The sequence below is a fragment of the Parabacteroides sp. CT06 genome (genome assembly GCF_002257605.1).
GTDB classification, from domain to species: Bacteria; Bacteroidota; Bacteroidia; order Bacteroidales; family Tannerellaceae; genus Parabacteroides; species Parabacteroides distasonis.
This window is the reverse complement of record NZ_CP022754.1, coordinates 67,559-80,500: the sequence shown is the minus strand read 5'-3', so window position 1 is coordinate 80,500 and position 12,942 is coordinate 67,559. Positions and strand designations below refer to the sequence as shown.

The window sequence follows — 12,942 nt, the reverse complement described above, 5'->3', positions numbered from 1 at the left end:
CATCATTGGCACCACAAAGTACTATTAATAAAGCAATTAGAATGATATCACGGAGTCACCTCCCAGCATTTCCATCCTTTGTTGGCACAGATATATACAATGTAGGAACGGACATGATAGTGTGGGAACTTCTCCTTGGTATCCTTGGCGTAGGCGAGTACTTGCGCCACGTCCTCGGGACGGGGATCGCTGAGCGCCAGCATGCGCTCCGCTTCTTTCGCTTTGAAATACTTGAATTCCGCCAACCGGTCGTCCTTGTAATAGTCCGTGCCGGGGATACCGGTCATCTCGAAATCGGAACGTCCCGCCGAATTGTTCTGCTCGATGGCGAACGTATAGCAGCTGCTCAGGTAACGGGAACAAAGCTCGAAGAAGGAGCAACGGATGAAATTCTCGTTGATCTTGTCGAACACCTGCGCAGGGAACTGACCGAGGTATTGCTCGAAGTAGTTTTGCACCAGCGGCTCAAAACGACGCTCCTCGGTGAAACGCTCGTAAGTGGGGACATAGCGTTGGGCATTTCCCTCGATATGATTCATCTCGTTGTAATAGTCCATGTAGATGCTGCGCATCGTGAGGTTGGGCAGCACCATGCGGTAATTACTCCGCAGCGTGGTCATGCCCAGATAAAAGAGGCTGACCGGATAGATGCTCTTGTCGAAGAATTTCCTCTTGTTGAACTTGCTGGACAGGTCGGAAACGTTATAGGACAACTCATCATCGATCACCAAGGCGTCCTGCATCTCCTTGGCGTTCTCAAGGGAAAGAGTCAGATGACGGATCCAACCGATATCCGTACGCAGGTTCTCATCCACCAGCTCACTAGGGATTCCACCTTTACGAACGGCGAATTTCTTGAAGAAATAGGTCAGGATCGTGGAATTGAACAAGGGTTCGGCCTCCGGCAAGAAGCGATAACCATCGTAATTATTCACGATCAATTGCCAAACATCATCGAACCGATCCTGCCCCTCCGTATAGGTATCCAGCACGTAACGCAAGTAGACCTCCGCTTCCTTATACGTGAAGCCCAGCATACTCAGGAATTCCGGTTCCAAGGTCAGGATCTCCGCTATATTATATCCGCTTGTCAAGTCATCCATCGTAACGGGAAGAACCCCCGTGCAGAAACAGGTACGGATCGCCAATACCCGCCTTGATCACCTTGAAGAAGGTGCGCAGGAAACTGTCCTTCGTGGTTACCTGCTCATAGAGCGGATCCTTGTAGGCCGTCAATAGCTGATTGGTGAAATTATCGTACTCATCGATCAGCACATACACTTTTGGCAATCCATGCTCGCGGGCGTACCCCAAAGCTTCCTCAAGCATCTTGGAAGCATCACCACGGCTAGAGAACCGGAAGTCCTTAAAACAAGTCCCGGTTATGCGTCACCATGATCTCCACCGCAGAACAATTCAGGTCATTGAAATTCCGTTCCAACCCCTCCATGTCATCAGCCATCACCATCTTGGAGAAATCATAGCGCACGACCATATACCGATTATGTTCCTCCGTCGGGTGCTCACCAATCCAAGTCCTGCCGAACAGCTCCTCGAACCGATCGGCCTTGGTGCGGTCATAGTAACACGCCAAGGTAGAGATAAGCAAACTCTTGCCGAAACGCCGGGGACGGAGGAAAACAGGAGCGTTATAATCTTCCAAGCTCGGGATGAAATCGGTCTTATCCACATAATAATAACCACGTTCCCGTAAATCTACGAAATCCGCTACCGCATAAGGAATCGTTATCCGTGCCATAAGCTTTCTTTTTTCAGATTAGTCGCACAAAGATAAAAATAAAAAGTGAGATAAAGTTATATCCTTCACGAGGCAGGTTAGGCGAAACTATAATTCTGAATATTCACTTCTAGTTGAATCTAGGACCTAAAATATTCTATTTTTTTCTTGCACGCTTAATTTTTTTTGATAACTTGCGCACATACTAGAACGTAGATAACGTTTATCATTCTGCTTACAGGTCGCTTTTCGTATAGCTATATTGCAATATAGCAAACGAAAATGAAAAAAACCGGTATAATCACTTATCCGGTCCCTCTCAATTAATTCATCAGTTACATGACTATCCAATAAATTTGTTTAACTTAAAATTCAACTATATGCAAAAACTAAAAACAAAAATAACAGGACTTGCATTTTTCTTAGTCATAGTATGTATAAGCTGTGATAAAGATGATAGGCTGGTCGGCTTTGTAAGCATGATTGCGCTCGAAAATAATAATATCTGTCTTGTAGCAATTCATGAAGGTCCGAAGCTTGGTGTAACCGGCTTGAATTTCTCGAATGCCATACAACTGTATATCCCCGATAATCGTACAGTTAAGCTTGCCTATACAATAAAATTCAATTGTAGAGCTTATGATCCAGCCATAGATGGTGTGATATTGGATGCTTTTACCATACCTCACCCTTCGGAATCTTATGACCCACGGGACCCAAACTCTGAATATCTTTCGAACAAAGTCCCTATGTATATTGCTGAAAATGTTGAAATAATTAAATACGAACTGGAATGAAAACAAATAATTTGATATATCTTTTAGTGATTGTGCTTTTGTCTTCAATACATTGCGATGTTAATGCGCAATATTATTGGTCACAAAATAGGAAAATCGCTTTAACCCCAGACTCATCACACCTTGTGTTGAATATAGAAGCCGATTTAATCCGAACTCCAATGCTAAGTTCGGATTATAAGGGATTTAATGAAATATCGCCGAACATCATTGTAAAAGAAAATAAATCCAATATCTTTTCTGAAAATGATTTTAAAGCATACGAGTCGGATCCTTTAGTGAAAAGAGCTTCTCCTGCTTATTTAGTAAATGGAACAGATACATTGTATGTAACTAATCATATACTGCTTAAGCCTAAAAATGGCGTAAGTATTGATTCTATATTAGCAGGTATGAATGAGATAGTAGAAGTTGTTGATCAAACTAAATATGGGGTTTACACATTATCCGTGAATCAAGGGTTTGATGTTTTAACTTATGCCAATATAATATATGAGAATGGTTTGGTCGATTTTTGTCATCCTGACTTTATAATGAGAATAACTCAATTTCTGAATGACCCTCTTTATAGCGAACAATATTATTTAAATAATACGGGACAATTAGGTGGGACGTGGAATATCGATATTAATGCTCCTGAAGCCTGGAGTATGACAAAAGGTAGTTCTTCGATAAAAGTGGCTGTTATCGATCAAGGTGTGGCAGGGCATGAGGATCTGGGTGATAGACTTTTGCCGGGTTTTACGCCGGGTTTAGCCAATGGGAATGGAGCACCAGTCTCAAATAATCCACATGGAGAATGCTGCGCTGGTATTATTGGAGCTTCTCATAACAATTTAGGTATAGCAGGGATTGCCCCTCTAGTGAAAATAGTCCCTGTTAATATATTTTATAGTCAATCTAGTTCTAATATTGCAGCTGCGATAAATTATGCGTGGGATGATGCTGAAGCAGATGTTATTAGTAACTCTTGGGGTGGTTCTGTAGCTGATGCAATTACCTCAGCCATAAATAATGCTAGAACGAATGGACGCGGTGGACTGGGATGTGTAGTTGTTTTTGCAGCAGGAAATTCTGGTTCCTCTGTTTCGTTTCCCGCAACTGTTAATGGGGTTATCGCAGTTGGCGCAGTTGATAAAAATGGTGCTTTGTGTTCTTATAGTGCAAGAGGTTCAGAAATTAATCTGGTTGCACCTTCTGGTGCCTTGGATTATACAGGGGATATTCGCACATTGGATTTAATGGGGAGTGCCGGGCTTTACCCCGGAAATTATCTCTCTACTTTTGGAGGAACCTCAGCGAGTTGCCCTCAAGTTTCAGGCGTTGCAGCACTCCTACTATCTATTAATCCAAAATTGACAGAAGCTGAAGTTCGAAATATACTTGGACACTCTGCCAGAAAAATTGGATCTTATTCTTACTCAACAGTTTCAGGACATCCATTTGGAACTTGGAATGCCAATATGGGATATGGTTTGCTTGATGCAGAGGCGGCTGTCCGAGAAGTATATCCCCAAATATCCGGCGATAATTTAGTGCCATGTACCGGAAATAAAACCTACACGTTAAATCGTAATTATAAGGGGAATTGGACATTAGGAACCAGTGGCCTACAAATTGTAAGTGGAGGACAGAATAGTAATTCAATCACGGTTCGGGCTATCTCTAATCCGGGAGGAACAATGAGTGGTACGATTTATGCGAATGTGGTACTTCCTAATGGCTCTTCAGTTTCTGTAGCGAAAACTGTTTCTATCGGTGCCCCATCCATAACTTCCGTGTCCGGTCCGGATCAAGTAGGGGCTGGTGGTAGTGCATCTTTTACGGCTAGCCCTATATTTATGGAAGACGAAGGGAATTATCAATGGATGGTCAGTCCAAACACGGCTAGCATGTCTGCCTATCGGTATTCAAACAGTGTTACCTTCTCCGCACCAGGAACTTATATTGTGGGCTGTCGTTCAACCAGCACTTGTGGAACACCCGGGTCTTATGTGATAAAAACAGTATCTGTTACGGGATATTATTATTCTGTTTCAACTTCCTCATCCACTCATATGGTTAATATTTCAAAAGAAACTCAAATCCAAGATCAATTCAGTGTTATGTTAGAGACTAGGCCAACCTATACTCTATATAACCAATCAACCGGAGCATTAGTAAGGGAGGGGACATTCTTGAGAGAAGGAGATCTCTTAGATTTTAATACATTACCTTCGGGCATCTATGTATTAAGACTCCAAATAGGCAATGATACTTATGAAACACATAAGATTGTTTTTAAATAATGGATGTGTTAAGCTGGATTTAGAGGCTGTTAAACACAGACAATACTATTTCAGCATAGATTTTCGCATTTAAGCTTTGTTCTTTCAGACATAATCCATACCTTTGCCGAAATTTTGAAGAGAGAGCAGATGACAAACAAGACACATAAGGATAATCCGAAGTTCTATTCCGGTTATATGTCGGAGGTTGAGGCTCTTTTCTCTATTTTACGGGATTATAATTTGGTTATATAAGATGCGTTGGTTACTTTTACTAACGCATTTTTTTTGTGTCCAGCGGTCCGGTGATATAATATAAAGGTATAATATTCTAAAATCATTATAATAAACAAAACAACCCAAATTACTATGTCGAAAAGTGATATCAAAAAGGTGATTGTTCTGGGCTCGGGTGCCCTGAAGATCGGACAGGCCGGGGAGTTTGACTACTCTGGCTCGCAAGCGTTAAAGGCTCTGAAAGAAGAAGGGATCAGTACCGTATTGCTAAATCCGAATATCGCGACTATCCAAACATCCGAGGGAGTAGCCGATAAGGTATATTTCTTGCCTATCACTCCTTACTTCGTTGAGGAAGTTATCAAAAAAGAACAACCGGACGGAATCCTATTGGCGTTTGGCGGCCAGACCGCTTTGAACTGCGGTACTCAACTTTACACCAGCGGCACGTTGGCTAAATATGGCGTGAAAGTATTGGGTACATCCGTTGAGGCTATCATGTACACCGAGGACCGTGACCTATTTGTTAAGAAACTGAACGAGATAGAAGTGAAGACCCCGATCAGCCAAGCCGTAGAAAGCATGGACGACGCCGTGGCTGCCGCTTACAAGATCGGTTTCCCCGTAATGATCCGTTCCGCTTACGCATTAGGTGGTATGGGCAGTGGTATCTGCAAGGACGAGGCCGAGCTTCGCACCTTGGCGGAAAGCGCTTTCGCTTACTCATCCCAGATCTTGGTCGAGGAATCTTTGAAGGGTTGGAAAGAGATCGAGTTCGAGGTGATCCGCGACAAGAACGACCATTGCTTCACGGTAGTGAGCATGGAGAACGTTGACCCGCTAGGCGTACACACCGGCGAGAGTATCGTAGTGGCTCCGACTTGCTCCTTGACCGAGAAAGAATTAGACCTGTTGAAGGAACTTTCTACCAAGACGATCCGCCACTTAGGTATCGTGGGTGAATGTAATATCCAATACGCTTTCAACTCCGAGACTTGCGATTACCGCGTGATCGAGGTGAACGCTCGTTTGAGCCGTTCTTCCGCCTTGGCATCCAAGGCCAGCGGTTATCCATTGGCTTTCGTCGCCGCTAAGTTGGCGTTGGGCTACGGATTGGACGAGATCGGCGAGATGGGTACCCCGAACTCCGCGTACAAAGCGCCGGAGGTAGATTATATGATCGTGAAGATCCCGCGTTGGGACTTGACGAAGTTCGTGGGTGTCAGCCGCCAGATCGGTTCCAGCATGAAATCCGTCGGCGAGATCATGTCGATCGGTAAGAGCTTCGAGGAGATCATGCAGAAGGGTCTTCGTATGATCGGACAAGGAATGCATGGTTTCGTAGGTAACAACGATATCCACTTCGATAACTTGGACGAGGAGTTGGCGAACCCTACCGACTTGCGTATCTTCGCCGTGGCGCAAGCCTTGGAACAAGGATATAGCGTAGACAAGATCCATGAGTTGTCAAAGATCACACGCTGGTTCTTGGAAGGCTTGAAGAATATCGTGGATTACGCCAACGTATTGAAAGGCTACAACAAGATCGAGGATCTTCCGGAGGATGTATTGAAAGAGGCTAAACGCCTTGGTTTCTCAGACTTCCAGATCGCTCGTTACGTAGAGAGCCCGGAAGGCAATATGGAGAAAGAGAATATCCGCGTACGCAACTTGCGTAAGAAAATGGGCATTCTCCCTACCGTGAAACGTATCAACACGATCGCTTCCGAACATCCGGAATTGACCAACTATCTATATATGACTTACGACGGTACGCCGCACGACATCACCTACTACCCGAATGAGAAGAGCGTGATTATCTTGGGCTCCGGAGCTTACCGTATCGGCTCGTCCGTTGAGTTCGACTGGTGTTCGGTGAATGCCGCCCAGACCGCTCGTAAGCTAGGTTATAAATCGATCATGATTAACTATAACCCGGAGACCGTATCTACCGACTACGATATGTGCGACCGTCTTTACTTCGACGAGCTTTCATTCGAGCGCGTGCTAGACGTGATCGATCTGGAATTGCCGAAGGGCGTAATCGTCTCCGTAGGTGGACAGATCCCGAACAACTTGGCGATGAAACTCTACCGCCAGAATGTTCCGGTATTGGGTACTTCCCCGCTATCAATCGACCGTGCCGAGAACCGTCATAAATTCTCCGCGATGTTGGATTCGCTAGGTATCGACCAACCTCGTTGGGCAGAGCTTACCAGCATGGAAGAGATCGACGCGTTTATCGAGAAAGTAGGTTTCCCGATCTTGATCCGTCCGTCTTACGTATTGTCCGGTGCGGCGATGAACGTTTGCCATACGAAAGAGCAGATGATTGAGTTCTTGGATTTGGCCGCTAAGGTTTCCAAGGAATATCCGGTGGTCGTATCCGAGTTTATGCAAGGAACGAAAGAGATCGAGTTCGACGCTGTCGCTATGAATGGCGAGGTGGTTGAGTATGCGATCTCCGAGCATATCGAGTTCGCCGGTGTTCACTCCGGTGACGCTACCTTGGTGTTCCCGGCTCAGAAGATTTACTTCGAGACAGCCCGTCGTATCAAGAAAGTAAGCAAGATGATCGCGAAGGAGTTAAACATCAGCGGTCCGTTCAATATCCAGTTCTTGGCGAAGAATAACTTCGTGAAAGTAATCGAATGTAACTTACGTGCCTCACGTAGTTTCCCGTTTGTATCTAAAGTATTGAAACGCAACTTTATCGAGACGGCTACCCGCATCATGCTGGACGCTCCGTATACGAAACCGGATAAGAGCGCGTTCGATATCGACTGGATCGGTATCAAGGCTTCCCAGTTCTCATTCGCCCGTTTGCACAAGGCAGACCCCGTATTAGGTGTGGACATGAGCTCCACCGGCGAGGTAGGTTGTATCGGCGACGATTTCAACGAGGCTTTGCTTTCCGCCATGATCGCCGTAGGCAACAGTATTCCTAAGAAGAACATTTTAGTTTCTTCCGGCGCAGCTAAGAGCAAGGTCGATTTATTGGAGCCTTGCCGGATGCTGGATGCCAAGGGTTACACGATCTATGGTACGCACGGAACCGCCAAGTTCCTGAACGATAATGGAATCAAGGCAACCGCCGTTTGCTGGCCGGATGAGGAAGGTGATTTGAACATCATGGATATGTTCAGCAATCACGCTTTCGAATTGGTAGTAAATATCCCGAAAGATCATAGCAAACGTGAGTTGACCAATGGCTATAAGATCCGCCGTGCGGCGATCGATCATAACATTCCATTGATCACGAACGCCCGTCTGGCCAGCGCCTTTATCGACGCTTTCTGCAATATGAACGTAGAAGATATTCAGATTAAGAGCTGGCAGGAGTACAAATAATCAAAATTTGATTATATTTGCATGCGTGTAATAGAAAGAGACAAGGCTTTATGCCTTGTCTCTATAGTTTAAAGACCATGTACAGACGGCTACCTTTTATCATATTATTATCTATACTGGCGGTTTTCGCCTTGCGTGCGTCTGTGGTCGCTCCCTCTATCCTCGTACAAAATTATTCCGTAGACGATTACAAGGCTAGTTGCCAAAATTGGGATTTAGCGGTTTCCTATCATGGCATCTTATATGTAGCTAATAATTCCGGTCTGGTTACTTTTGACGGGAATACATGGAACACATATCCATTACCGGATAAAACCCCTATTTATAAAGTATCTTTCCAGAACGATTCTATCTATACCCAAGGCAAATCATCGTTAGGCTATTGGCTATACGACAAACTCGGGAATCTGGAATACCATCCGATCGATACGCTCCCGTCATATATAAATTTCGATGATCCCGAGACGAATTACACGATCCCGAAAGAAATCGAGGAGAAGCACCCAACTTCCTTCGCTAGCGCCGGAGGTCTCAATTTCACGGGAACATCTACGTCCGGTATTTATATCACCAACGACGAAGGGGAGATCTTTCAACATCTCAACATCAATAATCAGTTACAAGATAATATCGTACGCTCCATCTGCGTACAGGATAATAATTTAATCTGGGTCGCCTTGGATAATGGTATCTCCCAAATAGATATCAATCCTCCCATCGCCATGTTAGGTAAAAGAAGCCAGATCGGAAAGTTGGAAGACGCTGTAAAAGAGGATAACCGCCTCTATATCCGGACCAATGTCGGCTACTTCAGCCGGAGCCTGATGTTTGGTGATAAGTTTACCCCGATATCCGATGAGATCGGACGTTCATATATCCATCCGGATACGACCGATAATCATTTATCGGTAAGCTCTTTATTTAAGAATAAAGACGTATTGAGCGTATTCGCCAACGCAGAAAGTATTTACCCGGTTCCAGACAATTTGTATTGGCTCACGATCCAGAATGAGGCCGGACTCTTCCATCGGGAAAACGGTACAGGAACTTTAAAATGCCGGATCCTATTCGATAATTACGATCTGAATCTGGTAACCAATGGCAAACGGATCATCCCCTTGAATGATTCTCTTGATTTGGTATCTGCCATGCAAGGAACCCTATTAATCAACACTCGTCAATTAATAGAGGGAAGCCTAGGAGGATTGACGATGCCACGGTTTATGCGCATCGAGTATCAAGATCAAGAAGGTACACATTATTTATATCCGGACACGCAAAGAATCGACCTGCCCCATAACTTCCAAGAACTCTCGCTATACATCGGAACAACGGTATTCACCCCTAATCACCAAATCAGTTATAAGCTGGAAGGGGTATCCGCCGATTGGTCTTCTTGGCAGAAAGACGGCAAAATTACCTTCTTACAACTTCCGGAAGGAACTTATGAGCTAAGGGTACGTAAATATGTAACCCGTGGGCCGTTTCCCGAGATCACGATGCAAATCACGGTGCGCCCTCCTTGGTATAATACCGTATGGGCCTATTTGATCTACGTCGCTTTGATATGGTTCGCCATTCAAGAAGGACTTCGGTACCATTTAAGGAATTTGCGGAAAAAAGAACAAGAAAAGCTGGAGGCAGAGCGACAAGCCGAACTGCAAAGGCTTCAACAAATGAAAAGCGAGATGCTGGAAACGGAGTTGCAAAACAAAAACAATGAGCTTACTCTCCAGACAACAGCTTTGGTAAAAAGAAACGAGGCAATCCAAGCTTTGTTGGAAGAACTGGATAAGCAGAAAGAGACATTGGGTGACCGATACCCCAATAAGTTATATACCCGTTTACGTTCCTTGATCGAATCTACCTTGAACGATCAAGCGGATTGGGTGCAGTTCGAGACCTATTTCAATAGCGCCCACCAGAATTTCATGGATCGTTTACGCCAGCAATACGCAGATATAACGGCAGGCGATTTGCGTATTTGTTGCTTACTCCGCATGAACCTTTCCACGAAGGAGATCGCATCGTTAATGAATGTATCCGTACGGGCTATCGAGCTAAGAAGATACCGCTTAAGAAAGCGATTAGCCCTTGATGGGGATACGAATCTTGTCGATTTCCTGATGAACTACTAAAAATATTTTCCGAGAATCTCACCAGAACGCCCGACGGGTTGGTTATACGTCCTCCAATTGCACATGGCTACCGGAGGGGAAGAAAGCTACAAGATCGTATTGAAGTAAAAAATTCTTCCCGAAAATGATCTCTCGACAAACTCAACATCTAACATGAATAATTTATTCCGGGAAATTTTCACATGGAAATCATTACACTATCAATATATATATATTTGTATTCAAACTTTTGTTTCACTTAAATTTAATGATGTATGGGAAAGAGATTTTTTAAATTCACGGTGTTAATCAGTTTGATCTTTTTCGCTATAAACGTAGATGTTTTAGCAGAAGGTGACAGTGATGATCATGCTTGCCCGGATGGCGACCAAGGCCCAGTCATAAGCTGCGGCAGATATGAGGGGACTTGCTGGAATGTAGATTGGATAAGTGGTATTTATTATGTGCATTGTTATTTCTCAGGAATGCAAGAACATCATTGTTATCCAGATTAAAAAGTATGAAAAGTATCATCTATTATTTTTCGATGATATCCATATTTTTCTTTCTTTCTTGTACGGGATGGAAGGATAAGAAAAACATGGAATCAGATATCATCACCGTGAATTTGGACGAGCGAGACGAGATCTCCACTAAAGATCTATTTTCTGAGATCCAACTCATTCCGTTAGAGACAACGCCAGAATCGCTGATCCGTAATATAACCCAAATCAAGTTTTTTGAGGATCGATATTATATTCACGATTATTCGAGATCCCAAATCTTTGTTTTCGATAGGGAGGGACATTTCCAATTCGCACTTAACGAGAAAGGAAACGGCCCGGGTGAGTATTTAAACTTAACAGATTTCGCGATCGATACGACCCGCAGGAACCTTGTAGTACTTTGCGCCGTCAGCAACGCTCTCTTTTTCTATGATCTAGGGGGCAAGTTCATCGAGAAAAAGAAACTTCCTGAAATAGCGGGGGCCTACAACAGCCTACAGTTCCAAAACAAGGATACGATAGCTTTCTTCACATACGATTACGACCATCGCTTGAAGTTTTATTCCCTATCAAGAAACGAGATACTCGATGAATATTTTCCTGAAGACATAAAAGATGTATTTTGTAGGGGTGTATTTCCATTTCCACACGCTTTTCGAAGGTCTTTGACTAATACGATTTATTCACTATCGGGAGCGACCTTTACAGAGCTTTATCGTTGGGATTTTGGTGATTTAAATAATGACATCGAAAAATTAGAATTCCATCCCAATATGAGCAAGCAAGAAATAATTCAATACGCGAAGGATGTCTATTCCTCTAAGAGCGTAAATTATATAATAGACTCTCAGGGACAAAACAGCAGATATCGATACGCCATGGTAGTCCGCCAAAACAAGTACATCCAACTGTTTTATAACAGGAAAAACCATGACTTGCTTCAATTCGAGCGAACCAAGGAGGGCTTGCAACTTTACCCGATCTACTTCGGAGAAGACTTCATCCTCTGTACTCCGGAAGGAGGGCTTCCATTAAATGATCTATTTCCCGAGAAGTTAAGAAATGAGGATCAGCAAAGAATTATTCAATCACATTCGGAACAAGAGAATCCTGTCTTAGTAAAATATGTTTTCAAAAATGAAGGTTAACGAGAATACAATTTATATTTTCCTTTTGGGGATACTGGCAGGCATAATTTGTATGCAATGCGTGAATCATTTTAGAAAATCCCCGAAGGATGTGTATGTTGACAATTTTGAATACGAGAAAGAAAGTCTGGGTATCCTTAAAAGAGAAGAACTAAAAAATGAACACTATGAATGCCTTGATCAAATAGCCTATTGGGGAACAGACTCTCTAGATTCTTTCTCCTTAAGTAATTTATGTAATGATAAAAAATTATTCTTTTGTTTTTCAGAGAAAACATGTCCTCCTTGTATCGATGCAGTTGTCGATATAATGAACGAGGTTTTTACAGACGAGGAAATAAAAACAAAAATAGTTTTCGTATCGCCTGATTATCCTGCTCGATTAAGAAACGATTGCTATGGGAAAAAACTATTGAGCTTACATAATAAGAATTTAGGGCTACCTATGGAACTAGAAGATTCTTTCGCTCCTTTCTTATTCATTATGGATAAAGATTTATGTGTTAAATATTTACATATTCACAATAAACCACTCCCACGACTTACTTTAATTTATCTGGAAGAGATAAAAAAAATGTGGTAGATCTTATTGCGGTTGATCGTACGATATTAAGCCGCAGGCTGTTAACGAGGATGGGAAGGAGGATTTGATCATCGTCGGAAGCTTTGAGGAAGCGGAAGGAATGATCGAAGAAAGAATCGTGTTGGAATTGGAGGATGTGCCAGCGTATCTCTGGCTTCCGGATCGCATCACTTTAGAATCTCGCAAAAAGTGAGTCTT

General features: G+C 43.4%; 7 protein-coding genes and 1 pseudogene. 7 read left to right on the top strand and 1 reads right to left on the bottom strand.

Going from position 1 to position 12,942, the window contains the following annotated elements:
- Positions 1-47: 47 nt before the first annotated feature.
- Positions 48-1,759, bottom strand: a pseudogene (locus CI960_RS00245) (AAA family ATPase).
- A 359-nt stretch (positions 1,760-2,118) separates the two neighbouring features.
- On the opposite strand from CI960_RS00245, the gene CI960_RS00240 reads away from it, so the two are divergent.
- From CI960_RS00240 to CI960_RS00210, 7 genes are all read left to right on the top strand, one after another.
- Positions 2,119-2,535 carry a hypothetical protein gene (locus tag CI960_RS00240; RefSeq protein WP_005859592.1) on the top strand — a complete coding sequence of 139 codons (417 nt, stop codon included), beginning with the start codon at positions 2,119-2,121 and terminating at the stop codon, positions 2,533-2,535.
- Positions 2,532-4,823 carry a S8 family serine peptidase gene (locus tag CI960_RS00235; RefSeq protein WP_005859593.1) on the top strand — a complete coding sequence of 764 codons (2,292 nt, stop codon included), beginning with the start codon at positions 2,532-2,534 and terminating at the stop codon, positions 4,821-4,823. Before CI960_RS00240 ends, CI960_RS00235 begins: the two co-directional genes overlap by 4 nt.
- 348 nt (positions 4,824-5,171) lie before the next feature.
- Positions 5,172-8,390 carry a carbamoyl-phosphate synthase (glutamine-hydrolyzing) large subunit gene (gene carB, locus CI960_RS00230; protein ID WP_005859594.1) on the top strand — a complete coding sequence of 1,073 codons (3,219 nt, stop codon included), beginning with the start codon at positions 5,172-5,174 and terminating at the stop codon, positions 8,388-8,390.
- 77 nt (positions 8,391-8,467) lie between these two features.
- On the top strand, positions 8,468-10,528 hold the full coding sequence (locus tag CI960_RS00225) for a transcriptional regulator (protein ID WP_008779156.1): 2,061 nt from the start codon (positions 8,468-8,470) through the stop codon (positions 10,526-10,528).
- 254 nt (positions 10,529-10,782) lie between these two features.
- Complete coding sequence (locus CI960_RS00220) at positions 10,783-11,022, top strand: hypothetical protein (protein ID WP_005859600.1); 240 nt, start codon at positions 10,783-10,785, stop codon at positions 11,020-11,022.
- A 5-nt stretch (positions 11,023-11,027) separates the two neighbouring features.
- Complete coding sequence (locus CI960_RS00215) at positions 11,028-12,161, top strand: 6-bladed beta-propeller (RefSeq protein ID WP_005859602.1); 1,134 nt, start codon at positions 11,028-11,030, stop codon at positions 12,159-12,161.
- Positions 12,151-12,744: a hypothetical protein gene (locus CI960_RS00210; RefSeq protein WP_005859604.1), complete on the top strand. Its 594-nt coding sequence runs from the start codon at positions 12,151-12,153 to the stop codon at positions 12,742-12,744. Before CI960_RS00215 ends, CI960_RS00210 begins: the two co-directional genes overlap by 11 nt.
- Positions 12,745-12,942 lie beyond the last annotated feature (198 nt).

Bases quoted from the DNA above. Each gene is read 5' to 3' on its own strand.
- CI960_RS00240 (WP_005859592.1), top strand. From the start codon at position 2,119: ATGCAAAAACTAAAAACAAAAATAACAGGACTTGCATTTTTCTTAGTC.
- CI960_RS00235 (WP_005859593.1), top strand. From the start codon at position 2,532: ATGAAAACAAATAATTTGATATATCTTTTAGTGATTGTGCTTTTGTCT.
- carB (WP_005859594.1), top strand. From the start codon at position 5,172: ATGTCGAAAAGTGATATCAAAAAGGTGATTGTTCTGGGCTCGGGTGCC.
- CI960_RS00225 (WP_008779156.1), top strand. From the start codon at position 8,468: ATGTACAGACGGCTACCTTTTATCATATTATTATCTATACTGGCGGTT.
- CI960_RS00220 (WP_005859600.1), top strand. From the start codon at position 10,783: ATGGGAAAGAGATTTTTTAAATTCACGGTGTTAATCAGTTTGATCTTT.
- CI960_RS00215 (WP_005859602.1), top strand. From the start codon at position 11,028: ATGAAAAGTATCATCTATTATTTTTCGATGATATCCATATTTTTCTTT.
- CI960_RS00210 (WP_005859604.1), top strand. From the start codon at position 12,151: ATGAAGGTTAACGAGAATACAATTTATATTTTCCTTTTGGGGATACTG.